This window comes from Blautia massiliensis (ex Liu et al. 2021) (assembly GCF_052064225.1).
Lineage (GTDB): Bacteria > Bacillota > Clostridia > Lachnospirales > Lachnospiraceae > Blautia_A > Blautia_A fusiformis.
Genome location: NZ_JBQHWA010000015.1, coordinates 1 through 24,290, shown reverse-complemented (window position 1 = coordinate 24,290; position 24,290 = coordinate 1). Strand labels below are relative to the sequence as shown.

The 24,290-nt window shown below is 44.9% G+C and carries 23 protein-coding genes; 20 read left to right on the top strand and 3 right to left on the bottom strand.

Features of this window, described 5'->3' with window-relative positions; translation table 11 throughout:
• Window positions 1-88 precede the first annotated feature (88 nt).
• The 8 genes from plsX to ACTNDQ_RS07775 all read left to right on the top strand — a co-directional run bounded on the left by plsX (window position 89) and on the right by ACTNDQ_RS07775 (window position 12,014).
• Window positions 89-1,135 (top strand): phosphate acyltransferase PlsX, encoded by a 1,047-nt coding sequence (gene plsX, locus ACTNDQ_RS07810; RefSeq protein ID WP_441064346.1) that lies wholly within the window; start codon window positions 89-91, stop codon window positions 1,133-1,135.
• Between the two features lie 48 nt (window positions 1,136-1,183).
• Window positions 1,184-1,432, top strand: coding sequence for an acyl carrier protein (locus ACTNDQ_RS07805; protein ID WP_278796551.1), 249 nt, complete (start codon window positions 1,184-1,186; stop codon window positions 1,430-1,432).
• Window positions 1,422-2,102, top strand: a complete 681-nt coding sequence (gene rnc / locus ACTNDQ_RS07800; RefSeq protein ID WP_021652555.1) for a ribonuclease III — start codon at window positions 1,422-1,424, stop codon at window positions 2,100-2,102. The genes ACTNDQ_RS07805 and rnc overlap by 11 nt, the downstream gene beginning before the upstream one ends.
• A gap of 13 nt (window positions 2,103-2,115) precedes the next feature.
• Complete coding sequence (gene smc / locus ACTNDQ_RS07795) at window positions 2,116-5,676, top strand: chromosome segregation protein SMC (RefSeq protein WP_441064345.1); 3,561 nt, start codon at window positions 2,116-2,118, stop codon at window positions 5,674-5,676.
• An 18-nt stretch (window positions 5,677-5,694) separates the two neighbouring features.
• Window positions 5,695-6,633, top strand: a complete 939-nt coding sequence (gene ftsY, locus ACTNDQ_RS07790; RefSeq protein ID WP_015525230.1) for a signal recognition particle-docking protein FtsY — start codon at window positions 5,695-5,697, stop codon at window positions 6,631-6,633.
• Between the two features lie 6 nt (window positions 6,634-6,639).
• A complete protein-coding gene (ilvA, locus tag ACTNDQ_RS07785; RefSeq protein ID WP_441064344.1) occupies window positions 6,640-7,851 on the top strand; it encodes a threonine ammonia-lyase in 1,212 nt (403 codons plus the stop codon).
• Window positions 7,852-7,958: 107 nt separating this feature from the next.
• A complete protein-coding gene (gene glmS / locus ACTNDQ_RS07780) occupies window positions 7,959-9,797 on the top strand; it encodes a glutamine--fructose-6-phosphate transaminase (isomerizing) (RefSeq protein ID WP_278796555.1) in 1,839 nt (612 codons plus the stop codon).
• 408 nt (window positions 9,798-10,205) lie between these two features.
• Window positions 10,206-12,014: a Na/Pi cotransporter family protein gene (locus ACTNDQ_RS07775; RefSeq protein ID WP_441064343.1), complete on the top strand. Its 1,809-nt coding sequence runs from the start codon at window positions 10,206-10,208 to the stop codon at window positions 12,012-12,014.
• Between the two features lie 49 nt (window positions 12,015-12,063).
• Here the strand turns inward: ACTNDQ_RS07775 and ACTNDQ_RS07770 are convergent, their stop codons facing one another.
• A complete protein-coding gene (locus tag ACTNDQ_RS07770) occupies window positions 12,064-12,228 on the bottom strand; it encodes a cyanase (protein ID WP_279200060.1) in 165 nt (54 codons plus the stop codon).
• A 435-nt stretch (window positions 12,229-12,663) separates the two neighbouring features.
• Between ACTNDQ_RS07770 and ACTNDQ_RS07765 the strand changes: the two genes are divergently transcribed.
• Both ACTNDQ_RS07765 and ACTNDQ_RS07760 read left to right on the top strand, forming a co-directional pair.
• A complete protein-coding gene (locus ACTNDQ_RS07765; protein ID WP_441064342.1) occupies window positions 12,664-13,470 on the top strand; it encodes a lysophospholipase in 807 nt (268 codons plus the stop codon).
• Window positions 13,471-13,601: 131 nt separating this feature from the next.
• Window positions 13,602-14,426, top strand: a complete 825-nt coding sequence (locus ACTNDQ_RS07760; RefSeq protein WP_114002543.1) for a TrmH family RNA methyltransferase — start codon at window positions 13,602-13,604, stop codon at window positions 14,424-14,426.
• A 23-nt stretch (window positions 14,427-14,449) separates the two neighbouring features.
• On the opposite strand, the gene ACTNDQ_RS07755 is transcribed toward ACTNDQ_RS07760, so the two are convergent.
• On the bottom strand, window positions 14,450-15,988 hold the full coding sequence (locus tag ACTNDQ_RS07755) for a PucR family transcriptional regulator (RefSeq protein ID WP_320810316.1): 1,539 nt from the start codon (window positions 15,986-15,988) through the stop codon (window positions 14,450-14,452).
• Window positions 15,989-16,164: 176 nt separating this feature from the next.
• Here ACTNDQ_RS07755 and ACTNDQ_RS07750 point away from each other — a divergent pair, with 176 nt between their 5' ends.
• The 8 genes from ACTNDQ_RS07750 (at window position 16,165) to queA (ending at window position 21,212) form a co-directional block, all read left to right on the top strand.
• Window positions 16,165-16,425 (top strand): hypothetical protein, encoded by a 261-nt coding sequence (locus ACTNDQ_RS07750; protein ID WP_278796560.1) that lies wholly within the window; start codon window positions 16,165-16,167, stop codon window positions 16,423-16,425.
• Window positions 16,426-16,608: 183 nt separating this feature from the next.
• Window positions 16,609-16,932 carry a YlxM family DNA-binding protein gene (ylxM, locus tag ACTNDQ_RS07745; protein ID WP_015525222.1) on the top strand — a complete coding sequence of 108 codons (324 nt, stop codon included), beginning with the start codon at window positions 16,609-16,611 and terminating at the stop codon, window positions 16,930-16,932.
• Between the two features lie 3 nt (window positions 16,933-16,935).
• A complete protein-coding gene (gene ffh, locus ACTNDQ_RS07740; RefSeq protein ID WP_015525221.1) occupies window positions 16,936-18,288 on the top strand; it encodes a signal recognition particle protein in 1,353 nt (450 codons plus the stop codon).
• A 45-nt stretch (window positions 18,289-18,333) separates the two neighbouring features.
• Window positions 18,334-18,579 carry a 30S ribosomal protein S16 gene (gene rpsP, locus ACTNDQ_RS07735; protein WP_015525220.1) on the top strand — a complete coding sequence of 82 codons (246 nt, stop codon included), beginning with the start codon at window positions 18,334-18,336 and terminating at the stop codon, window positions 18,577-18,579.
• A 55-nt stretch (window positions 18,580-18,634) separates the two neighbouring features.
• Window positions 18,635-18,865: a KH domain-containing protein gene (locus tag ACTNDQ_RS07730; protein WP_015525219.1), complete on the top strand. Its 231-nt coding sequence runs from the start codon at window positions 18,635-18,637 to the stop codon at window positions 18,863-18,865.
• A 59-nt stretch (window positions 18,866-18,924) separates the two neighbouring features.
• Window positions 18,925-19,431, top strand: coding sequence for a ribosome maturation factor RimM (rimM, locus tag ACTNDQ_RS07725; RefSeq protein WP_059085894.1), 507 nt, complete (start codon window positions 18,925-18,927; stop codon window positions 19,429-19,431).
• On the top strand, window positions 19,432-20,184 hold the full coding sequence (gene trmD, locus ACTNDQ_RS07720; protein WP_015525216.1) for a tRNA (guanosine(37)-N1)-methyltransferase TrmD: 753 nt from the start codon (window positions 19,432-19,434) through the stop codon (window positions 20,182-20,184).
• 2 nt (window positions 20,185-20,186) lie between these two features.
• Entirely contained in the window at window positions 20,187-21,212 is a 1,026-nt protein-coding gene (gene queA / locus ACTNDQ_RS07715; RefSeq protein WP_015525215.1) for a tRNA preQ1(34) S-adenosylmethionine ribosyltransferase-isomerase QueA, read from the top strand.
• A 99-nt stretch (window positions 21,213-21,311) separates the two neighbouring features.
• On the opposite strand, the gene ACTNDQ_RS07710 is transcribed toward queA, so the two are convergent.
• Window positions 21,312-22,436 (bottom strand): CapA family protein, encoded by a 1,125-nt coding sequence (locus ACTNDQ_RS07710; RefSeq protein ID WP_441064357.1) that lies wholly within the window; start codon window positions 22,434-22,436, stop codon window positions 21,312-21,314.
• Between the two features lie 348 nt (window positions 22,437-22,784).
• On the opposite strand from ACTNDQ_RS07710, the gene ACTNDQ_RS07705 reads away from it, so the two are divergent.
• Window positions 22,785-23,630 (top strand): deoxyribonuclease IV, encoded by an 846-nt coding sequence (locus tag ACTNDQ_RS07705; protein ID WP_173740298.1) that lies wholly within the window; start codon window positions 22,785-22,787, stop codon window positions 23,628-23,630.
• 3 nt (window positions 23,631-23,633) lie between these two features.
• Entirely contained in the window at window positions 23,634-24,170 is a 537-nt protein-coding gene (locus tag ACTNDQ_RS07700; protein WP_441064341.1) for a hypothetical protein, read from the top strand.
• Window positions 24,171-24,290 lie beyond the last annotated feature (120 nt).

Below are 24,290 nucleotides of genomic sequence, written 5' to 3'. Positions count from 1 at the left end.
AAAATCCTTATACGGATGTGTATGAGGATTTTCACTACAGTGTACCATATGCATTCCGAAAAGATTTCGGACAGAGAAAGGACAACATATGTCAGAAATGGTAAAAGTCGTTGTAGATGCAATGGGTGGTGACAATGCTCCCGAGGAACCGGTAAAAGCCGCGGTGGAAGCTGTGAAAGAAAAAGAGAACATCCAGGTCATCCTTACAGGAGTACAGGATGTGATCGAAGCAGAGCTTCGGAAATACCCGGATTATCTTAAGGACAGGATCCGTGTGGTGCATGCGTCTCAGGTGATCGAGACTGCGGAACCTCCGGTCATGGCTATCCAGAAAAAGAAAGATTCCTCTATTGTAGTGGGATTAAATCTTGTAAAAAAACAGGAGGCCGATGCCTTTGTTTCCTCCGGAAGCACCGGTGCGGTACTGGTAGGAGGCCAGGTGATCGTAGGCAGGATCAAAGGGATCCGGAGACCACCTCTTGCTCCGCTGATCCCTACGGCAAAGGGCGTTTCCCTTCTGATCGACTGTGGTGCCAATGTAGATGCGAGACCAGATCATCTGGTACAGTTTGCGCAGATGGGTTCCATCTATATGGAAAATGTAGTGGGTATTAAGAAACCAAGAGTTGCTATCGTTAATAACGGTGCTGAGGAAGAAAAGGGCAATGCGCTGGTAAAGGCTACCTTCCCTCTGTTAAAAGCATGTAAGGATATCAATTTCATCGGAAGTATTGAGGCGAGAGATATCCCGTCAGGTTATGCAGATGTAGTAGTCTGTGAAGCTTTTGTAGGAAATGTGATCCTCAAGCTTTATGAAGGTGTTGGAGCTACTCTGATATCTATGATCAAAAAAGGTATGATGACAAACATTCGCAGTAAAATGGGAGCTCTGATGGTAAAACCTGCTCTTAAGGAAACCTTAAAATCATTTGATGCCAGTGAATATGGCGGAGCACCGCTTCTTGGTCTGAAAGGTCTTGTGGTCAAAAGCCACGGAAGTGCCAGAAGCGTAGAAATCCGTCATGCGATCTTTCAGTGCGAGCAGTTTAAGGAAGAGAAGATCAATGAAAAGATCGAGGAGTTTATAGCAGCTGAGCAGAAAGCACAGGCGGAAGAAAAAAGCGAAAAAAAATAAAACCGGGATTGCCGGAAATATTACAGACAGAACAGGAGGCGAACAGTCGTGGAACTGGAAATGCTGAAGACCATCATCGAAAATACTCTGGGAAGAAATATGGATGCCATTACAGAAAAAACTACCTTTGTGGATGATCTGGGAGTGGATTCTCTGGATTTTTTTCAGATTCTTATTGATCTGGAGGAAACTTTTGATGTTCGTATCGCCCCGGAGGAAGCCGAGGAGATCGTTACTGTCGGCGATGCAGTGGAGACTCTTCGCCGGGTAACGAAGGGAAGAAGAAATGGAAAATAATTTAAAAAAGCTGGAGCAGACTATCGGATACCAGTTTACCGCAAAATCTTTACTGGAGCAGGCAATGACACACAGCTCCTATGCCAACGAAAAACACCTTGGAAAGCTTGGATGCAATGAGCGTCTGGAGTTTCTTGGAGATGCGGTGCTGGAGCTGATCAGCAGTGATTTCCTGTACAAAAAATTCCGAAATAATCAGGAAGGTGAGTTGACCAAGAAACGTGCCAGCATGGTATGTGAAAAGAGTCTTGCCTACTGTGCAAGAGAATTCGGGCTTCCGGAGTTTATCCTCCTTGGAAGAGGTGAGGAAATGATGGGCGGTCGTAAAAGAGATTCCATCGTTTCTGATGCCCTGGAATCTCTGATCGGGGCTATGTATCTGGACGGTGGATTTGAACCGGCACAGGCTTTTGTTATGAAATTTATCCTGAACGATCTGGAGGATAAGAGGATTTTTTATGACAGCAAGACAGTGCTTCAGGAAATGGTACAGGAAGGCGGAAATCATCCGGTGGAATATCGTCTTCTGAAAGAAGAGGGACCGGACCACAGCAAGAGCTTTACTGTGGAGGCGCTGATCAATGGAAAAAGTATGGGAACCGGAACCGGCCATACAAAAAAGGCAGCAGAACAGGCTGCAGCCCTAGAGGCAATACGCAGTATAAAATAACAGCAGGTGGCCAATGTATCTGAAAAATATAGAGGTGCAGGGATTTAAATCCTTTGCACAGAAAATAAATTTTGAATTTCATAACGGGATCACCGGCATCGTAGGACCCAACGGCAGCGGAAAAAGTAATGTTGGTGATGCAGTCCGCTGGGTTCTGGGAGAACAGAGCGCTAAGCAGCTTCGAGGCGGGAATATGCAGGATGTTATCTTTTCAGGAACGGAGCTTCGCAAGCCTCTGAGCTTTGCGTCCGTGGCTATTACACTTGATAACAGCGATCACAAGCTCCCGGTGGATTTTGAAGAAGTAACCGTTACCAGAAGACTGTATCGTTCCGGTGAGAGCGAATACCGCATCAACGGCAGCTCCTGTCGTTTAAAGGACATCAATGAGATGTTCTATGATACCGGTATCGGAAAAGAAGGATATTCCATCATCGGACAGGGTCAGATCGATAAGATCTTAAGTGGAAAACCCGAAGAACGCCGAGAGCTTTTTGACGAGGCAGCCGGGATCGTTAAATTTAAAAGACGAAAAAATACCACACTGAAGAAGCTTGAGGAAGAACAACAGAATCTGGTCCGTGTCACGGACATCTTAAGTGAGCTGACCAAGCAGCTGGAACCGCTGGAACGTCAGTCTGAGACTGCAAAAATATATCTGGCAAAAAGAGAAAATCTGAAAGAGCTGGATATAAATATGTTCCTCCTGGAATATGAACACACCGGAAATCTGATCCGCGAGCTGGAAGAAAAAACCAGGATCGCAGAAAATCAGTTAAAAGAAGCCCAGGATGCTCATAGTCGTACCAAGGATGAATATGAACGTCTGGAAAAAATACTGGAAGAGCTGAATGAGCGGATGGAGGCGTTGCGGGAAGAAAGCCGGGATCGTGCTATCCGTAAACAACAGCTGTCCGGTGAGATCAATGTTCTTCATGAACAGATCCTGGCAGGAGAGCAGAATGACAGTCATTATCGCAGCCGTCTTTTAGCAGTTCAGGAAGATACGGAGAAAAAATCTGCAGACCAGGAGGCTCTGGAAGAGCAAAAAGCAGATCTTCAGGCAAATTTACGGGAGATCGACAGAAAACTTGCTGACGAGCAGAAAAAAATGGACAATATCCAGAGTAGCATCGAAGAATGCACCCAGGCAGTGGAAGATGGTAAGAATGAGATCATTGAGATCCTTAATTCCCGTGCAAACACCAAAGGTAAGGCACAGCGTTTTGATGCCATGAAGGAGCAGCTGGATATCCGGAAAGCAGGAATCAGTCAGAGGATCCTTTCCCTGAAAACCCAGGAAGAGGAGCAGCAGTCAGCAATCGATCAGGCACAGAAGGAATACGACACTATCACGAAGGCCATTCAGGAAACCAGAGAAGAAGGCAGCCGTCTTACAAAAGAGATACATGCCATCCAGGAAACCCTTAAACAGCAGAATACACAGCTGGAAAAGGAACAGACGTCCTATCATAGAGAGGCATCCAGACTGGAATCCCTCCGCAATATCACAGAACGTTATGACGGATATGGAAACAGTATCCGCCGTGTCATGGAACAGAAGAATCATGTTCCTGGGATCCGTGGCGTAGTGGCGGATATCATTCACGTTGAAAAAAATTATGAGATTGCTATTGAGACAGCTCTTGGCGGAAGTATTCAGAATATCGTTACGGATAACGAGCAGACTGCTAAGCAGATGATCGAATTCCTGAAGAAAAACCGGTATGGTCGTGCGACTTTTCTCCCGTTAAACAGCATTTCTTCAAGAGGCGAGTTTAATCAGAGAGGTGCTTTGAACGAACCGGGAGCTATTGGTCTTGCCAGTGGCCTGGTAACTGCAGAGAAGGAATATGACGGTCTGATCGGATATCTTCTTGGCAGAGTGCTGGTGGTGGATCATATCGATCATGCTATTGCCATTGCCAGAAAATACCGACACAGTATCCGTATGGTAACGTTGGAGGGAGAATCCTTAAGTCCAGGCGGTTCCATGACCGGTGGAGCTTTTAAGAACAACAGCAATCTTCTTGGGCGTCGTCGTGAGATCGAGGAACTGGAAAAGAAGGTAAAAGAGCTGGCAGCCGGGTATAATGAGATCCGACAGTCCATGGAAGATAACCGCAGCAGAAGAAATGAGATGCGTGATACTGTGGCGGCGCTGCAGCAGAAATTTCAGGAACAATCCATTCAGCAGAATACAGCCAGGTTGAACATTGAACAGCTGGAGAAAAAAGCGGAGGAGATCCGCGGCGGTTATACCAGAATCGAGAGGGAGCAGGAGGAGATCCGTCTTCAGGCAAGAGACATGCAGGCAGATAACATAAAGATCACGCAGGAACTTGAAGCATCCAAAAGGGATGAGGAAGAGCTGGAAACGTTTATCGAGACCCGGCAGAAGGAGCTGGAGGACTGGAAAAAGGACGAAGCGGAGACTTCAGAGAAGCTGGAAAGGATCCGTCTTGACGCATCTGCATCCCAGCAGAAGGAAAGCTTCATAAAGGAAAATCTGCGGCGTCTGAAAGAGGAGATCGAAGTTCTTTCGAAAGAGAGGGAAGAAATTCTGGATTCTCTGGAAAAAGGCAGCCAGGAAACTGCAGAAAAGAGAAAGACGATCGACAAGGTCCGTAAGGAGATCCAAGGCTTTGCCGCAAAAGAAGAGGTGGCTGCAAAACAGCTGGAAAAATGGCAGCAGGAAAAGGAAGAGCGCACAAAAAGCCATAAGGAGTTTTTTGAAAAGCGTGATGAGCTGTCTGGCCAGATCAGTCTTCTGGACAAAGAATGCTTCCGACTGAAGACTCAGGCAGAAAAGATCGAAGAGAACCGGGAAGCAAGGATTTCCTATATGTGGGAAGAATACGAGATCACTCCGAATAATGCCTTGCAGTACAGGAAAGAAGAAATGAATGACAGGCATGTGATGAAGCAGCAGATCCATAAATTAAAGGACGAGATCCGAGCTCTTGGCTCTGTCAACGTCAATGCCATTGAGGATTACAAAGAACTTCTGGAACGGCATACGTTCTTAAGCGGTCAGTACAACGATCTTTTGGAAGCGGAAAAAACGCTGGAACAGATCATCCAGGAGTTGGATGAGGGCATGCGGAAGCAGTTTAGCGAAAAATTCGGAGAGATCCAGAAAGAATTTGATAAAGCCTTCAAAGAACTGTTCGGCGGAGGCCGGGGAACTCTGGAACTTGCGGAAGACGAGGATATCCTTGAGGCAGGGATCCGGATCATTTCCCAGCCGCCCGGAAAAAAACTTCAGAATATGATGCAGCTTTCCGGTGGAGAAAAAGCACTGACAGCCATTGCACTTCTTTTTGCTATCCAGAATCTGAAGCCTTCACCATTCTGTCTTCTGGATGAGATCGAGGCTGCACTGGATGATTCCAATGTAGGACGTTTTGCGCGATATCTTCAGAAGTTGACGAAGAACACACAATTTATTATAATAACACATAGACGTGGTACCATGAATGCAGCAGACAGGCTTTATGGAATTACCATGCAGGAAAAAGGGGTATCCACGCTGGTATCCGTAGATTTAGTAGAGAACCAGCTTACCCAGTAGCAGAGGGGATGAATCAGTATGGCAGAAGAAAAAAAAGGGTTTTTTAAACGTCTGGTAAGCGGACTTACCAAAACGCGAGACAATATCGTTGCCGGCTTTGATTCCATTTTCAGCGGTTTTTCCAGTATTGATGATGATTTTTATGAAGAACTGGAAGAGATCCTGATCATGGGAGATATCGGCATTAACGCAACCACCTCCATTCTGGAGCATTTAAAGGAGCAGGTTGCTGAGCAGCATATCAAGGAGCCGTCCCAGTGCAAACAGCTTCTGATCGACAGCATCAAAAAACAGATGCAGGTAGAAAGCACAGAATATGAGTTTGAGAACCGGAAATCCGTGATCCTTGTGATCGGTGTCAACGGAGTAGGTAAGACTACCTCTGTAGGCAAGCTGGCCGGTAAATTAAAGGATCAGGGAAAAAAGGTCATCCTCGGAGCAGCAGATACCTTCCGTGCGGCAGCCGGGGAGCAGCTGACACAGTGGGCCAACCGTGCAGGCGTTGAGATCATCGGCGGCCAGGACGGAGCAGATCCGGCATCTGTTGTCTATGATGCAGTGGCAGCAGCCAAAGCCAGAAATGCAGATATTCTGATCTGCGATACCGCAGGAAGACTTCATAATAAGAAAAACCTTATGGAAGAGCTTCGCAAGATTTACCGTATTCTGGAACGTGAGTATCCGGAAGCATATTTGGAAACGCTGGTAGTTCTTGACGGAACCACGGGCCAGAATGCGCTTTCCCAGGCAAGACAGTTTGCCGAGGTCGCAAACGTTACCGGAATCATTCTTACCAAACTTGATGGTACAGCCAAGGGCGGAATCGCAGTAGCGATCCAGTCTGAGCTTGACATACCAGTAAAATACATCGGAGTAGGCGAAAGTATCGATGACCTGCAGAAATTTGATGCAGACGCATTTGTAAACGCCCTCTTTGACGTAGAAGAAAGGAGCTAAATACAAATGCTTACATTAGAGAGCTTTGAGGAAGCGGCAGCAAAAGTACAAGAAGTGACACAGGAAACAAAGCTGATATACAGCAGTTATTTCTCAGATATGACGGGAAATAAGGTTTATCTGAAGCCAGAGAATATGCAGCGTACCGGTGCATATAAGGTGCGTGGCGCATATTACAAGATCAGCACACTTTCTGACGAAGAGAGGAACAAAGGTCTGATCACTGCATCTGCAGGAAATCATGCCCAGGGTGTTGCTTATGCTGCACATAAATATGGAGTAAAAGCAGTCATTGTCATGCCAACTACCACACCACTGATCAAGGTAGAGCGCACCAAGAGTTACGGTGCGGAGGTTATCCTTCACGGCGACGTATATGACGAAGCCTGCGCACACGCACTTGCCCTTGCAGAAGAAAAAGGATATACCTTTATCCATCCATTTGATGATCCGGCAGTAGCAACCGGTCAGGGAACTATCGCCATGGAAATCGTACAGGAACTTCCGCTTGTAGATTACATTCTGGTACCGATCGGAGGGGGCGGACTTGCTACAGGTGTCTCTACACTTGCGAAGCTTCTGAACCCACACATCAAAGTCATCGGTGTTGAGCCGGCAGGCGCAGCATGTATGAAGGCATCCCTGGAGAAAGGGGAGGTCGTAACGCTTCCTCACGTAAATACTATCGCAGATGGTACTGCAGTACAGACTCCGGGAAAAAATATCTTCCCATATATTCAGGAAAATCTGGACGATATCATTACCATCGATGATGATGAGCTGATCGTGGCTTTTCTGGATATGGTAGAAAACCACAAGATGATCGTAGAGAACTCAGGACTTCTTACTGTAGCAGCTCTCCGTCATCTGGATGTAAAGAATAAGAAGATCGTTTCCATCTTAAGCGGTGGAAATATGGATGTGATCACCATGTCATCGGTTGTACAGCACGGACTGATCCAGCGTGACCGTATCTTTACCGTATCCGTACTTATCCCGGATAAGCCAGGTGAACTGGTACGTGTTGCAAGTGTGATCGCTGAAAATCAGGGTAATGTTATCAAACTGGATCATAACCAGTTTGTAAGTACCAACCGAAATGCAGCCGTAGAACTTCGGATCACTATGGAAGCATTCGGAACAGATCATAAGAATCAGATCGTTGCAGCTCTGGAAAAAGCGGGTTGCAAACCGAGAGTGGTACGTGCTATACTGTAGGACGTGTTATATTGCAATAACTGAAACTTCTGACCGGACTGTTGCATATGATGTAACAGCCCGGTCTTTTACGAAAATACCTGCATAGACAGAAAGGACAGATAAATATGTGTGGAATTGTAGGATTTACAGGTAGACACCAGGCAGCTCCGATCCTTTTAGATGGACTCTCCAAGCTGGAATACAGAGGATATGATTCCGCTGGAATCGCCGTACGTGACGGCGAGGACGAGACGGAAGTGATCAAAGCCAAGGGAAGACTGAAAGTTCTGTCAGAAAAGACAAACGGCGGAGAGACTGTACCGGGAACCTGTGGTATCGGTCATACCAGATGGGCAACTCATGGTGAACCTTCTGAGAACAATGCACATCCGCATATGACAGACGACGGTAATATCGTAGCAGTCCACAACGGCATCATTGAGAACTATCAGGAACTGAAAAATAAGCTCACCCGTAAAGGCTATACTTTCTATTCTGAGACCGATACCGAGGTAGCAGTCAAGCTGATCGATTATTATTACAAGAAATATGAGGGAACACCGGTGGATGCCATCACACATTCCATGGTACGTATCCGTGGTTCCTATGCCCTTGCGATCATGTTCAAGGATTATCCGGGTGAAATATATGTAGCCAGAAAAGACAGCCCCATGATCCTTGGAGTGGCAGAAGATGAATCCTTTATCGCTTCTGACGTACCGGCGATCCTGAAATACACCCGCAATGTATATTATATCGGCAATCTGGAGATGGCGCGTGTGAAAAAAGGCGAAGTCACCTTCTACAATCTTGATGGAGATGAGATCGAGAAAGAGCTGAAAACCATTGAATGGGATGCAGAAGCAGCAGAAAAAGCCGGATATGAGCATTTTATGATGAAAGAGATCCATGAACAGCCAAAGGCAGTACTGGATACGTTGAATTCCGTGCTCAAGGATGGAAAGATCGACCTCAGTGAAGTTGGCCTGGAAGAAGAAAGCATCCGGAACATCCAGCAGATCTATATCATAGCCTGCGGCTCCGCTTATCACGTAGGAATGGCAGCACAGTATGTGATCGAGGATCTTGCACAGATCCCGGTAAGGGTAGAGCTCGCTTCCGAATTCCGTTACCGAAAAATGGCCCTTAACACCAACAGCCTTGCAGTGATCATCAGCCAGTCCGGTGAAACAGCAGACAGTCTTGCAGCACTTCGTAAATGCAAGGAAAATGGTATTCGTACACTGGGAATCGTTAATGTAGTGGGATCTTCCATTGCACGTGAGGCTGATAATGTATTTTATACTCTGGCCGGACCGGAGATTTCTGTAGCTACTACCAAAGCGTACAGCACACAGCTGATCGCAGCTTATACACTTGCGATCCAGTTTGCAATGGTAAGAGGAACGATCACAGAAGAAGCCTACAGCAATTATATCAGTGAACTGCAGACACTTCCGGATAAAATCCGTAAGATCCTGGAAGATAAAGAGCGTATCCAGTGGTTTGCCTCCAAACAGGCAAATGTAAAAGATGCTTTCTTTGTAGGAAGAGGAATTGATTACGCTATCAGCCTGGAGGGCAGTCTGAAGATGAAAGAGATCAGTTACATTCATTCTGAAGCCTATGCTGCCGGAGAGCTGAAACACGGAACGATCTCCCTGATCGAAGACGGGACTCTTGTGATCGGTGTGCTGACCCAGCCGGATCTCTACGAAAAAACAGTCAGCAATATGGTTGAGTGTAAGAGCCGTGGCGCCTACCTTATGGGCCTGACCACATTTGGCAATTACAATATCGAGGATACCGCAGACTTCACCGTCTACATCCCGAAAACAGACCCGCACTTTGCAACATCCCTGGCAGTGATCCCGCTTCAGCTTCTGGGCTACTACGTAAGCGTAGCCAAAGGCCTGGATGTGGATAAACCACGAAATCTGGCGAAGAGCGTGACAGTGGAATAAAAAATTTAAAATGTAAATATGGGAGGAGCCTCAGAGTGTATAAAATCATACTCTGAGGCTCTTTCTACTTCATTCCTATAAAAAAAGAAGGGAAAAAACAACGGAAGAGTACCTGGAAAATATTTTGGATGATATGCTGATGCGATTGGAAAAATAGAAATTTTGTGAAAAATAACTCAAAAATACTCATTTCTAAGGCAGAGTTTTGGAAGATGATCCGCTGCCTTCGAATTTTTTTATTTTCGAAATAAATCTGTTGTTGTAATATGGAAATTGATGTGGCATAATAAATGGGAAAATGTTAAAAATAAGAAAAATCCAGATTAAGGAAATGTAAAGTCGCATTTTCAGAATAACATGGCTCCTGACAGGTTATGACAGGAAGCGAGTATGACAAAGGAGAAAATTATGGCAATTTTTTCAATGATCTTATCTTTGTTGTGTGGAGTATCATTATTTTTGTTTGGTATGTCCCTAATGGGAGATGGTCTGAAGCTGGCAGCTGGTAATAAGCTGGAAGCATTTCTTTATAAGATGACCAATACTCCGCTGAAGGGTGTCGCACTTGGTACTGGTGTTACCAGTGTGATCCAGTCGTCTTCTGCGACGACAGTTATGGTGATCGGTTTTGTAAACTCCGGTATGATGAAACTGAAACAGGCGATCGGTATCATCATGGGAGCCAATATCGGAACCAGTATTACTGGCTGGATCTTATGTCTTTCTTATATTGAAGGATCCAATGGAATCGCCAGTGTTCTTTCCACAGCAACTATTTCTGCTGTTGTGGCTGTAGTTGGTATTGTTTTCCGTATGTTCTGTAAGCGTACCTTACATAAGAACGTGGGAAATATCATGCTTGGTTTTGCGATCCTGATGACAGGTATGCAGATGATGAGTGGTGCGGTATCTCCATTGCGTGAGAGTCCGATGTTCATCAAGATGCTGACTATGTTTTCCAATCCGATCGCAGGTATTCTCGTAGGTATCGCTTTTACTGCGGTACTCCAGAGTGCGTCTGCAACAGTCGGTGTGCTCCAGGCTCTTTCCGTAACCGGTATCCTGACATTTGCAAGTGCATTTCCGATCGTTCTTGGTATCGGTGTTGGTGCTGCATGTCCAGTTCTGATTTCAGCCATCGGAGCAAATAAGAACGGTAAAAGAACTGCTCTTGTATATCTGATCAATGACCTGTTTGGTCTGATCCTCTGGTCGGTGATCTTTTATACCGTGAATGCGTTTGTACATTTTACATTTATGGATATGACCATGACACCGGTAGCGATCGCACTTTTGAATACGGTGTTCCGTCTGGCAACGGTTATCGTGCTGTTTCCATTCATTCCAAAGATCGAGAAGCTGGTATGCTGGCTTGTGAAGGATAATAAAGAAGATCTGGAAGATGAGGCAGACTTTGATCTTCTGGAAGAGCGTCTTCTGAATTACCCGGCCCTTGCTATCGCACAGTGTCACCGTGTAATGAACGGAATGTCCAAGAAGCTCCGTAAGAATGTCAACAGAGCCATGAATCTTCTGAATGATTATCAGCAGGATAAGTATGATAAGGTTCAGCGAAAAGAGGATCTGATCGACAAATATGAAAGTCGTCTCGGAGAGTATCTGATCCAGCTGACAAAGAGAGAGATGAATTCTGCACAGACAAGACAGACTTCACTGTATCTGCATACGATCAATGACTTTGAGCGTATCGGTGATCATGCTTCTTACATTGCTCATATGTCCAATGAAATGCATGATAACCATACGAATTTTTCACAGGAAGCCTGGGATGAGCTGAATGTTGTTATGGAGGCAGTTCGTGAGGATATCAATATAACCTGCAATGCTTTCATGAAAGACGATAAAGAAATGGCACAGAGAGTAGCACCTCTCGGAGCTGTGATCACAGGACTTTGTGATGTACTGAAGATGCGTCATGCAGAGCGACTGAGCCAGGGCAAATGCGGACTGGAAGAGGGAACGGTATTTAGTGATATCCTCAACAGTTTCTGTCGTATCGCAACTCACTGTGCAAGTGCTATGGTGGCACTTATGAAGAGCGGAGAGACAGGATCTGATCTTCATATTCACGATTCCAAGATCTATCCCACAAACAGTGCGGACTACTACCAGTATTTCAAGGAATACGGACAGAAATATGATATTGGAAACCAGGAAGGCCATATGCTCAGCATGGAGCCGGAAGAAGTAGAATAAGAAATGAAAAAGAAGGGGCTGATTATTGACAGCCTCTTCTTTTTTATTTCTACCACGGATATTTTCCCTTTTTAGCATAAGGTAGAAGTTTACCATCGAATTTGATGATGACACGATGATTTCCTTCTGCATCTTCGGTTACATCTACATCCAGTCCGAAATCGATTGCGCTCATGATTGCGTTTCCGCCCTGTTCGTGAATGATGTCTTTGATTGCAGGACCGTAGGTATCAATGACTTCGTGAAGTCTGTAAAGGATAGGATCTGTATTTCCTTTATAAGGAAGCTTTTTTTGCTGCTTTTAAAGCTTCCAGTTCGTCAGCATGTTCCAGTCGGGTAAGGTAATCAGCGTTGTTCATTGGTGTCATAATAGATTCCTCCTTGGGTAATATTCTTAAATAAACTATATATAACAAAAAAACGAGATACCTTTAAGAGGTACCTCGTTGTACTGAGATGATTATAGTTCAGAGAACAAAATATGTCAACCCTCTATTTTTTATTACTTTTTATAAAAAATATATAATTGCTGATAATTACAAATAAGGGTTATCAAAATACAGATTTCATGATATGATAAACCTATCAGATAGCGTGAGACATATAATGGGGATATGTATCTCGCAGCAAGAAAAGGGAGGTTTTTATTATGGGTGAAAGTATGATCACATCGTTTGACGGAACGAAACTGTATCTGAAAAAAGAAACGGCAGCAGACAATAAAGCTGTGATCGTGATTGTCCACGGACTCTGTGAGCACCAGGGCAGGTACGATTATTTTGCGGAAAAACTTCATGAGGCGGGAATCGGAACCTATCGTTTTGATCACAGAGGACATGGACGGTCTGAGGGTGAAGAGACTTTTTATTCAGATTTCAATGAGCTTCTGGACGACACCAACGTAGTTGTGGATATGGCAATTGAGGAAAATCCGGATATTCCGGTATTTCTTCTTGGACACAGCATGGGCGGATTTACGGTTTCTCTGTACGGAGCCAAATATCCGGATAAAAAGCTCCGGGGGATCATTACCAGTGGTGCGCTGACTGCAGATAACGGCAATCTGATACGTGGTGTGCCGGGAGAAATGGATGTACATACGCGCCTTGCCAATCAGCTGGGGTCAGGTGTATGCTCTGTACAGGAAGTGGTAGACTGGTACGGAAAAGATCCATACAATAAACAGTCCTTTACAGCGGGGTTATGCTATGCGATCTGCGACGGACTTGACTGGTTCAAAGAGAAAAAAGCAGAGTTCCATTATCCGGTCCTTATGACACACGGCGAGAAAGACGGTCTGGTAAGTGTACAGGATACCTATGATTTCTTTAGGGAAGCAGGATCAAAAGACAAGCAGATGAAGATCTACGGCGGACTTTTTCATGAGATCCTGAATGAGTATTGTAAAGATGAAGTGATCGGGGATATGATCCGGTGGATGGAAGTGAGGATCTGAATATAAACAAATTGTTTTACAAGTAGCAGCAAAGCCAGGTGGAAACATATAACACCTGGCTTTCTTTTGCAAAGAGATTCTGTTACAATAGCAGGATGAAAACAAGAAGACAGAACAGGAGAAAAATAACCATGTCAAATATCATAGAAATCACAGATTTCAACGCTTCGGAGCTGGATGTATATGCCAGGATCTCGGAGATACAGCTTTTGAACCGGGCAGAACCGGAGAAGGGGATCTTTATTGCGGAGAGCCCGAAGGTTATTGAGAGAGCTTTGGATTCCGGGTGCCAGCCGATTTCTTTTCTGGTGGAACATAAACATGTTGAGGGTGAGGCAAAAGAACTGATCCGTCGTTGTGGAGACATCCCGGTTTATACGGCAGAATTTGATGTGTTGACGCAGCTGACCGGATTCAAGCTGACAAGAGGAATGCTCTGTGCAATGCGCCGGCCGGCGCTTCCTGATATAGTCGATGTATGCAAAAATGCCCGCAGGATCGCAGTTCTGGAAAATGTGGTAAATCCTACTAATATAGGCGCAATCTTTCGTTCTGCGGCGGCTCTTGGGATGGATGCGGTGCTGCTGACACCGGGGTGCAGCAATCCATTGTACCGCCGTGCGATCCGTGTCAGTATGGGAACCGTATTCCAGATACCATGGACATTTTTTGATGAAAAAACAGAGTGGAAAACGGAAGGAATCCGGTCTCTGAAAGCGATGGGATTTAAGACGGCAGCCATGGCTCTTAGGGAGGATTCCTTTGATATTGATGATCCTCATCTGATGGCAGAAGAAAAACTGGCAGTAGTTCTTGGGACAGAGGGGGATGGTCTTGCTTCGGAGACCATTGCGGACTGTGATTATACGGTATGTATTCCAATGGCACACGGTGTGGATTCACTGAATGTGGCGGCAGCCAGTGCAGTTGCATTTTGGCAGCTGGGAAAACGCTAAATATTTAAGAGAGTTCCTGTTTTTTATGATCTTGCATTCCGGTTTTCTTCTTCCATATCCATCAGATGAAAAGAAAGCAACAGATACAGGATCTCGTTTCTGTCTGTAAGATCTGAATCCAGAAAATCTTTAATCTTATCCAGACGATAAAGAAGAGTACTTCTGTGGATAAATAAAGCGCTGGCAGTATGAGAAATGTTCTGGTTGTGCTCCAGAAAACAACGCAGTGTTTCATAGAGATGAGATTGCTTTGCCTCATCCTTATATTTCATTGACAGAAGCTTTTCGTGACAGACCATGTAAGCAGGAAGCTTTCTGGTTGCCTGTTCCAGAATATAGGGCAGAGCGATGGAGTCAAAATAGTGGATACTTTCTGCGGGATTTTTGCGTTTTCCAACCTGCAGGGTAACAGAAGCCTGCGTGTATTGCCGGTGGAAATTGAAATGTCCAAGCATCTTCCGGCTGTATCCGGCGCTTAACATGCTGCTTTTGATAAAGCCCTCGATCTTATCGGAAATCTCATGGATAGTCAGAGTGCAGAGATCCAGATTGATAAAAAGCACAGCATTGCCTTTATGTTCCGTGGCACAGGTGGCGGGAATTGTATTTTCCAGATAGTTACAGATGGCATTAAGGGTCAGATTTTTCTGGTCGATCAGTCCGGTCTGGATCAGGATGCATTGATACATATGGGAAGAAAGCCATCCCACATTTGTCAGCTGCTGACTGATTTTTACATAATCAGCTCCGGGATCTGTCAGAATGGACATAAAAATCTGATGAAGAGGAAAAGCTTTATCCCGGCTGTGCATGATACCTGTGGAAAGTGCATGGGATACCATCTGGGAAAGGTACTCCAGAACAAAACCAAACGTATCATCCAGGGGAACCTCACCTTCGGAAAACATCAGCCTGTATACTGCTTTATCATTATTGGAGATATTTACGCAAAGAGAAGGAGCAGTAAGGCCATTTCCCGGATAATAAAAATATCCGGTTTTATAAAAAGCTTCTTCGTAATGAGGATCCTGCTTCAGGCTGTCCACAATAGCCCAGGAATTTTCAGTGGAACCCAAAACAGAATTGGAAAGATCACTTAGATTCCAGTCTCTGGAGGCAATGATAGTAAAATCCATACCGATCAGCATTATTGGATTAGGAATAACGGAAGCTGTAAGATCCAGAAGCTCCTGGATAGATGCGTTCCGGAGACGGGAATCCATCAGGGACTGATTCCACTGATCATAGAGGATAAAAATATCCTGAATCCTGTTAAAGACAATATTGACCGGAATATCTTCAGGGATGATACACATGTTTGGCTGAGTTAATTCGTAGTTCTGATAGATTTTTCCAATCATCAGGAACAGAATATTTTTGGGATGATGAAAAGTGAGCTGAAAATCCGGATCTGTGATAAGGTAAACACGCCCATCCTGAAGAGAGGTGTTCTTTTCAAAGCGGGAAGGGCAGGAAAGGGTGGGGAATGTATCCAGCCTGGATGTATGCAGGGGAAAAGATTTCTGTAAATGATAGCAGATGAGTTTTGCACTGAGTTTCAAGGAAAATCCTCCTTCCTGTATTTTGTAGGAAAAAACAGGAATAATAGCCATGTTATGTGGAGTTGTGATTCTTTTGATTTACAGTATAATAGAATCATAAGGAAAAAACAAGTGCAGAAACAAGCCTTTTATATTGGGGTGTGGCAAAACAAGTGCGGAAAAAAGGGCAGGGCTGTATGTCTGTTAATGATCTTCCGAAGCTGATCAAAGAATATGGAAAAGATATCACATTTATGGGTGGTATCGATAACGGTAAAGTAGATTGCTTTGACTGGAATCAGGAAATGATCGAAGAGTCAACAGATCAGCTTTGCAGAGACTGTGGTAAGATTTATTTTATCCCATGTACCACCCATGGCCTGAATTTCTCATGTATCCCAGGTGTATATGAGGCAGTGGATCAGGAAATCGATAAAATGACAAAGGAAATGTTTTGATCGAAGCATAAGACTTATTAATAAGAAGCAAATAGAATAACAAAGGTCGGAAAAGCCTGCAAAACCCAGCAGAAAAGTGCTTTTCCGGCTTTTTTTTGTGAAATTCAGGAAAAAATAAATTTGTAAAGCAAAAACCCTTGACAGGTGTGGCGGAATCGTGTATGATAGCCAAGGTGATTACAGATGGAGAAATTTGTAGAGCAGACATTTTTATTTGATTTTTATGGAGAGCTTCTGACAGAGAGGCAGCGGCAGGTGTACACCAGTGTGGTATTTGAGGATTATTCCTTAAGTGAGGTTGCTGAGGAACTTGGCATCAGCAGACAGGGTGTGCATGATATGATCAGACGGTGCAATCGGACGTTGGAAGAATATGAAGAGAAGCTTCATCTGGTCGAGAAATTCCTGAACATCCGCAGTCAGGTCATAAAGATCCATGAACTGGCTGACAAGTACCACGCCGAAGATATTGCGGCGATTTCCAATGTGATATTAGAGGAGTTATGATCAATGGCATTTGAGAGTTTAACAGATAAACTGCAGAATGTATTTAAGAAGCTGAAGGGCAAGGGCCGTCTCACAGAGGCTGATGTCAAGGTAGCACTGAAGGAAGTTAAGATGGCGCTTCTGGAAGCGGATGTTAACTTTAAGGTCGTTAAGCAGTTTACGAAATCCGTTCAGGAAAAGGCTATCGGACAGGATGTTATGAATGGTCTGAATCCGGGACAGATGGTGATCAAGATCGTAAATGATGAGCTGGTCAACCTGATGGGAAGTGAGACAACAGAGCTTCCGATCAAACCGGGAATGGATCTTACCGTTCTTATGATGGTCGGTCTTCAGGGTGCAGGTAAGACAACGACGGTTGCCAAGCTGGCAGGCAAACTGAAATCCAAGGGAAAGAGACCACTGCTTGTGGCCTGTGATGTTTACCGTCCTGCAGCGATCACACAGCTGCAGGTAAACGGTGAGAAACAGGGCGTCGAGGTCTTTTCCATGGGAGATAAGCAGAATCCCGTGGATATTGCAAAAGCAGCTATCGAGCATGCGAAATCCAATCAGCAGAATGTTGTGCTCATCGATACAGCAGGACGTCTTCACATTGATGAGGATATGATGCAGGAGCTTGAGGATATCAAAGCGAATGTGAATGTAGATGCTACAGTGCTTGTAGTTGATGCCATGACAGGACAGGATGCAGTAAATGTGGCGCAGAACTTTTCTGATAAAGTCGGCATTGATGGTGTGATCCTGACTAAGATGGACGGTGATACACGAGGCGGCGCTGCGCTTTCCATTAAAGCCGTGACCGGCAAACCGATCTTCTATGTTGGTATGGGAGAGAAGCTTTCAGATCTGGAACAGTTTTATCCGGAACGTATGGCTTCCAGGATCCTTGGAATGGGCGATGTAATGAGTCTGATCGAGAAGGTGGAAGCATCTGTGGATCAGGAACAGGCTCAGGAGATGCAAAAGAAGCTGAAGAAAATGGACTTCGACTTCAATGATTATCTTACCAGCATGGAGCAGATGAACAAGATGGGTGGTATTTCCAGTATCCTGAACATGCTTCCTGGAATGGGCGGTAAGATGAAGGATATCGAGGGTATGATCGATGAGAAGGCTATGGACCGTACCAAGTCCATCATTCTTTCCATGACACCTCAGGAGAGAAGTAACCCCAACATTTTGAACATCTCACGCAAGAACCGTATCGCCAGAGGCGCCGGAGTGGATATTACAGAAGTAAATCGTCTTGTGAAGCAGTTTGAGCAGAGCAAGAAGATGATGAAACAGATGCCGGGATTAACAGGCGGCAAGATGAATATGGGAAAAAGAGGCGGCTTTAAGCTTCCCTTTTAATAAATAACAATAAATTTTCAGAAAGATAATTGGAGGAAAACAAAAATGGCAGTTAAGATCAGATTAAGAAGAATGGGACAGAAGAAAGCACCTTTCTATAGAATCGTAGTAGCAGATTCTCGCTGCAAACGTGACGGAAGATGCATCGCAGAGATCGGAACATATGATCCGAACCTTGACCCAAGCGTATACAAAATCGATGAAGAGGCAGCAAAAAAATGGCTTGCAGCTGGTGCTCAGCCTACAGAGGTAGTTGCTAAGCTTCTTAAACTTGCCGGAATCGAGAAATAATACCTGACAGATTTGGATCTGTGGCCTCAATGAGGCAGGAGCAAGGAGGTATGTAATGAAACAACTTGTAGAAGTAATTGCAAAATCTCTTGTTGAAAATCCGGATGAAGTAGTCGTTACTGAGACTGAAAAAGACGACGCGATTGTTGTTGAACTGAAGGTCGGACCGGCCGATATGGGTAAGGTTATCGGAAGACAGGGCAGAATTGCCAAGGCAATCCGTACTGTTGTGAAAGCGGCTTCTTCAAAAAGCAGCAAAAAAGTGATTGTAGATATTCTGCAATGAAAAAGAGACAGGAGCTGTGGATTCCATGGCTCCTGTTTTTACTCTGAAAGGGAGCAAAAATGGAAGATTTATTAAAGGTAGGAGTTATCACAACGACCCATGGCGTCCGTGGTGAAGTAAAAGTTTTTCCGACAACGGATGACGCAGAGCGTTTTCTTGATATTGAATATGTGCTTCTGGATACAGGAAAAGAGCTTCGCAGACTGAATATTCAGAATGTAAAGTTTTTTAAAAATCTTGCGATCCTGAAGTTTGAAGGCATTGACAACATCAATGATATTGAAATGTATAAGGGCCGCGAGCTTTGGATCCCACGTGAAGAGGCACAGGAGCTTGGCGAGGACGAATATTATGTGGCGGATCTCATCGGAATGGAGGTACTTCTGGAGAATGGGGAGAAATTCGGAGTGCTCCGTGATGTGATGGAGACCGGCGCCAATGATGTTTATATTGTAGATCGTGTGGATGGCGAGGAAATCCTGCTTCCTGCGATCCATGACTGTGTTCTTGATGTGGATGTGGAAAAAAATACCATGACTGTACATTTGATGAAAGGGCTTGTTTAAATGAATTATCATGTACTTACATTATTTCCGGAAATGATCGAGAACGGAATGAACACAAGTATTACAGGCCGTGCCATTACAAAGGGACTGTTATCACTGGAAGCGATCAATATACGGGATTTTGCATTCAATAAGCACCAGAAGGTAGATGATTATCCTTATGGCGGTGGAGCCGGAATGCTGATGCAGGCGGAGCCGGTATATCTGTCTTATGAATCCATTGCAGAACGTATTGGAAGGAAACCCCGCGTGATCTTTCTGACTCCTCAGGGAAAAACCTTCAATCAGGATATGGCAAAAGAGTTTGCCCTGGAAGAAGACCTGGTTTTCCTCTGTGGTCATTATGAGGGAATTGATGAGCGTGTTCTGGAAGAAATCGTAACAGACTATGTTTCCATTGGTGATTATGTACTTACCGGAGGAGAACTTCCGGCTATGGTCATGATGGATTCTATTTCCAGAATGGTACCAGGTGTTCTGAATAATCAGGAATCCGGTGAGACGGAATCCTTTTCCGGGAATCTTCTGGAGTATCCCCAGTACAGCCGCCCGGAGGAATGGCATGGCAAAAAGGTTCCGGAGGTGCTGCTTTCCGGACACCATGCCAATGTGGATAAATGGAGAAGAGAGCAGTCTATCATCCGTACAGCCAAATGGAGGCCGGATCTTTTACCAAAAGCTGATCTGACCAACAAAGAGTGGAACGAGGTCCGCAGGCTTCGCAAACAGTGGAAAGAGGAAGTGGAAAAATAATTATGAAAACATCAGATTTTTATTATGATCTGCCGCAGGAACTGATCGCTCAGGATCCGCTGGAGGACAGAAGTTCTTCCAGACTGATGCATCTGTCCCTGAAAGATGGAAGTATCGAACATCGTCATTTTACCGATATACTGGATTACCTGCATAAGGGAGACTGTCTTGTGATCAATGATACCAAGGTTATTCCGGCACGTCTTTATGGTCACAAGGAAGAAACTGGAGCGCTGATCGAGATCCTGCTTCTGAAACGCCGCGAAAATGATATCTGGGAGTGTCTTGTAAAGCCGGGAAAAAAAGCACGTCCCGGTGCAAAGATCACTTTTGGTGACGGTATCCTGAAGGGTGAGATCATTGATATTGTAGATGAGGGAAACCGTCTGATCCAGTTCCATTATGAGGGGATTTTCGAAGAGATCCTGGATCAGCTGGGAGAAATGCCGCTGCCGCCGTATATTACCCACAAGCTGAAGGATAAGAACCGTTATCAGACTGTATATGCAAAGAATGAGGGATCTGCTGCCGCACCTACCGCAGGACTTCACTTCACGCCGGAGCTTCTTGAGAAAGTAAAGGAGAAGGGTGTGAATATTGCACATGTAACTTTACATGTAGGTCTCGGAACCTTCCGCCCGGTAAAGGTAGATGATGTAGAAAAGCACCACATGCACTCGGAGTTTTATATTGTGGAAGAAGATCAGGCAAAACTGATCAATGATACAAAGAAAAACGGCGGAAGAGTGATTTCTGTGGGAACTACCAGCTGCCGTACCCTGGAGTCCGCAGCCGGAGAGGATGGAATCGTGAAGGCCGGAAGCGGATGGACAGAGATCTTTATCTATCCTGGATATAAATTCAAAGCTATCGATGGACTGATCACTAATTTCCATCTGCCGGAGTCCACGCTTCTGATGTTAGTTTCAGCCCTTGCCGGAAAAGAACATATTATGGCTGCTTATGAAGAAGCTGTGAAGGAAAGATATCGTTTCTTCAGTTTCGGGGATGCCATGATGATCGAATAAGATTTAAAATTACTTTTTATATAAATAATATCCCAACGGATCGTAGCATGGAAACATGCAGCACAGGATCTGTTGGGATATTATTTTTTGTTATGCTATTTATTCTTCACTGTCAGAGCCTTCCGATGTAGCGGATGAAGAATCCGCGGCAGGAATCGCAGCACTGCATTCCTCTATCTTGGATTTGATCCTGGATGCCTCATCTCCGGATGCAGGAGTTGGCTGATAATTGTTGTAGCCATCTGCGGAAGAAATAGAGCAGGGAATGATATTGGTCACGTTATCAGCCTGTACGCCTTCTGAGGTGACAGTGAAGGTCTGCTGGAAGATCATGGTGTCCATATCACTTGGAGAACTGTTTCCTCCAAAACAGAAATTGCCAAGACTGTAGATGATGTTTTTTCCTTTATAGGTTTCGATTCCCTGGAGTACATGCGGATGATGGCCACATACCAGATCTGCACCTTCATCGATAGCAAGACGGCCAAGGGTCATCTGATTGGTATCAGGAACTGTTTCGGTCTCATTGCCCCAGTGGAAGATCACAACTATAAGCTCTGCTCCATCTGCTTTGACCTTTGCGATATTATCTTTCAGCTGCTGTTCGCGCCCAAGATGATCCTTCAGCTCATAAATTCCGACAAGACCAACTTTGATTCCCTTGATGTCCATAACTGCAGTATCATCATAACCGAAGTGTGTAATGCCTGCATTATCCAGAGCAGTCAGAGTATCCGTGTAGCTTTGCTCTCCGTAATCATGGCTGTGATTGTTTGCAGTGTTTACAGCTTCAACGGAACCGCTGGTGAGTATCTGAGCATATTCGGCAGGTGCTTTAAATGCAAAGGTTTTATCTTCTCTGGCATCGGAATCGGTGAGGGTTCCTTCAAAATTGGCAATTGTCAGGTCATCTGCCTCAAAGATGCTTTTTACATTCTTAAAGAAATAATCTTTGCCGTTGTTATCGTAGCATGCGTTCAGACTTGTGTCATAATCAAAGGTCTCATCGGTACCCAACGTGCAGTCCCCGACTACGCTGAGCGTCAGTGAAACGGGATCTTTCACAGCAGCAGCTTCTTCTTTTGCCTTTTTTGAGGCCTCCTCTTCCTGGGCCTTCTGCAGAGCGGCGGCTTCTGCAGCTTTCCGGGAAGAAATGTATGCACGTGCGGAAAAAATGATCACAAGAATAAGTATGATCAGGATCCCGCCAGCTGCAAGAAACATTTTCTGACGGCGTACCTGGTAATATCTGGATTTTTTGCTGATGTCATTCCTGCGAGTCCCAGTGGAATGTGAACGGGAATTACGGGATGCAGAACCAGAATGCTTCCGCCGTGCTTCTCGTGCTCTGGCGGCTTCTCTGCGTGCCTGCTCCGGATCGTGGCCATGAGGCGGCCGCCTTCGATTGTCGTTTGCCATTCTTTTTCTCCTTCGTATGTAAAGATATCTTTATTATAGAAAGAATGGTAAGTATTGTAAAGGAAGAATCGCAGACTTTTCAGAAAAAGAAGTTTTTGATATAATAATTAGGCCAAAAGGCAGAAATATAAACTACAGGGAGATGGTGCTGATATGGTATTATATATCGGAAATCATACAAGTTCGTCCAAAGGCTATGCGGCCATGGGGCGTCAGATGCTGAAAAACGGCGGAAATACCTTTGCTTTTTTTACCCGCAATCCCAGAGGAGGCAAGGCAAAAGAGATCGATCCTGCAGATGTGGAAAGATTTCTGGAGCTTTCCAGGGAAAATCATTTTGGAAAGCTGGTGGCACATGCACCGTATACCATGAATGCCTGTGCCGCAAAAGAAAATCTGAGAGATTTTGCAAGAGAGATCATGGCAGATGATCTGAAACGTATGGAATATACACCGGGAAATTATTATAATTTTCACCCGGGCAGTCATGTAGGGCAGGGAACTGAGACGGGAATTACCAAAATTGCGGAAATCCTCAATGATGTCCTTACAGAAGAACAGAGTACGACCGTCCTTCTGGAAACTATGTCCGGCAAGGGTTCAGAAGTAGGAGCAACGTTTCAGGAGCTTCGTGATATCATTGACAGGGTGGAAAAAAATAATAAACTGGGTGTTTGCCTGGATACCTGTCATGTATGGGATGGCGGTTATGACATTGTCCATGATCTGGATGGTGTTCTTGATGAGTTTGACCGGGTGATCGGCCTTTCCAGATTGAAGGCTGTTCATCTCAACGACAGTATAAACGGATTGGGCAGTCATAAGGATCGCCATGCAAAGATCGGCGAAGGCCAGATCGGCCTGGATGCACTTGTGAATGTGGTGTGCCATCCGGCTCTTGAGGGAATTCCCTTTATTCTGGAGACACCAAATGATGATGAAGGATGGAAAAGAGAAATTGCACTTTTACGAGAACGATATTCCATGAAAGGAGATTGATCCATGAAAAAGTTCAGATATTTTATCCTGGTGCTTGCCGGGGTGGCAGCGATGATGCTGGGAGGATGCAAAGATAAGGAAAAATATGACGAATCTGCTTTTCAGGATGACCTGGAACCTCTGAGTGAGTATGAAGTGGAGGCCATGGACCAGAATGGTGACGATGAGATGGCAGTAGCTGATGAAAGCGACCTGGAGCAGCTGCAGGATTCTGAAAATGCTGCAGGATCAGGAGACACAGATGGGTCCGCTTCATCGGATGCAGCAGACTCACAGAGCGAAAAGAAACTGGATGAAAATGGCACCTATACAGATAAAGATGAAGTGGCCCAGTACATTTATGAGTATGGCCATGTACCCTCCAATCTGACTGCTGCAGACTATGATAATGCAGACAGTATGCTTCCGGTAGAGGAGGGCGTCACCTATCAGCAGTGCAGCCTCGATGATGCAGGGAAACAGAAACTGATCTTCACTCAGGATGCAAAGCGCATTTATTACACAGACGATGACGGACAGTCTTTTGACGAGATCTATTAAAATAAAAAGAACAAAATAAGCCCCCCCCGCAACCTGTCCGAAAACCTTATTTTTAGGCATAAATTTAGCCCCTTTCCTTCATCTGTGACATTGAAAACTGAATAAAATACACAGGATGAA

What these genes read in the sequence shown, in the direction of transcription:
- glmS (WP_278796555.1), top strand. Translation starts at nt 7,959, where the DNA reads ATGTGTGGAATTGTAGGATTTACAGGTAGACACCAGGCAGCTCCGATC.
- rimM (WP_059085894.1), top strand. Translation starts at nt 18,925, where the DNA reads ATGGAAGATTTATTAAAGGTAGGAGTTATCACAACGACCCATGGCGTC.
- smc (WP_441064345.1), top strand. Translation starts at nt 2,116, where the DNA reads ATGTATCTGAAAAATATAGAGGTGCAGGGATTTAAATCCTTTGCACAG.
- ACTNDQ_RS07730 (WP_015525219.1), top strand. Translation starts at nt 18,635, where the DNA reads ATGAAACAACTTGTAGAAGTAATTGCAAAATCTCTTGTTGAAAATCCG.
- ftsY (WP_015525230.1), top strand. Translation starts at nt 5,695, where the DNA reads ATGGCAGAAGAAAAAAAAGGGTTTTTTAAACGTCTGGTAAGCGGACTT.
- plsX (WP_441064346.1), top strand. Translation starts at nt 89, where the DNA reads ATGTCAGAAATGGTAAAAGTCGTTGTAGATGCAATGGGTGGTGACAAT.
- ylxM (WP_015525222.1), top strand. Translation starts at nt 16,609, where the DNA reads ATGGAGAAATTTGTAGAGCAGACATTTTTATTTGATTTTTATGGAGAG.
- ACTNDQ_RS07750 (WP_278796560.1), top strand. Translation starts at nt 16,165, where the DNA reads ATGTCTGTTAATGATCTTCCGAAGCTGATCAAAGAATATGGAAAAGAT.
- rnc (WP_021652555.1), top strand. Translation starts at nt 1,422, where the DNA reads ATGGAAAATAATTTAAAAAAGCTGGAGCAGACTATCGGATACCAGTTT.
- ACTNDQ_RS07700 (WP_441064341.1), top strand. Translation starts at nt 23,634, where the DNA reads ATGAAAAAGTTCAGATATTTTATCCTGGTGCTTGCCGGGGTGGCAGCG.
- queA (WP_015525215.1), top strand. Translation starts at nt 20,187, where the DNA reads ATGAAAACATCAGATTTTTATTATGATCTGCCGCAGGAACTGATCGCT.
- ilvA (WP_441064344.1), top strand. Translation starts at nt 6,640, where the DNA reads ATGCTTACATTAGAGAGCTTTGAGGAAGCGGCAGCAAAAGTACAAGAA.
- ACTNDQ_RS07775 (WP_441064343.1), top strand. Translation starts at nt 10,206, where the DNA reads ATGGCAATTTTTTCAATGATCTTATCTTTGTTGTGTGGAGTATCATTA.
- ACTNDQ_RS07760 (WP_114002543.1), top strand. Translation starts at nt 13,602, where the DNA reads ATGTCAAATATCATAGAAATCACAGATTTCAACGCTTCGGAGCTGGAT.
- ACTNDQ_RS07710 (WP_441064357.1), bottom strand. Translation starts at nt 22,436, where the DNA reads ATGTTTCTTGCAGCTGGCGGGATCCTGATCATACTTATTCTTGTGATC.
- ffh (WP_015525221.1), top strand. Translation starts at nt 16,936, where the DNA reads ATGGCATTTGAGAGTTTAACAGATAAACTGCAGAATGTATTTAAGAAG.
- trmD (WP_015525216.1), top strand. Translation starts at nt 19,432, where the DNA reads ATGAATTATCATGTACTTACATTATTTCCGGAAATGATCGAGAACGGA.
- ACTNDQ_RS07705 (WP_173740298.1), top strand. Translation starts at nt 22,785, where the DNA reads ATGGTATTATATATCGGAAATCATACAAGTTCGTCCAAAGGCTATGCG.
- ACTNDQ_RS07765 (WP_441064342.1), top strand. Translation starts at nt 12,664, where the DNA reads ATGGGTGAAAGTATGATCACATCGTTTGACGGAACGAAACTGTATCTG.
- rpsP (WP_015525220.1), top strand. Translation starts at nt 18,334, where the DNA reads ATGGCAGTTAAGATCAGATTAAGAAGAATGGGACAGAAGAAAGCACCT.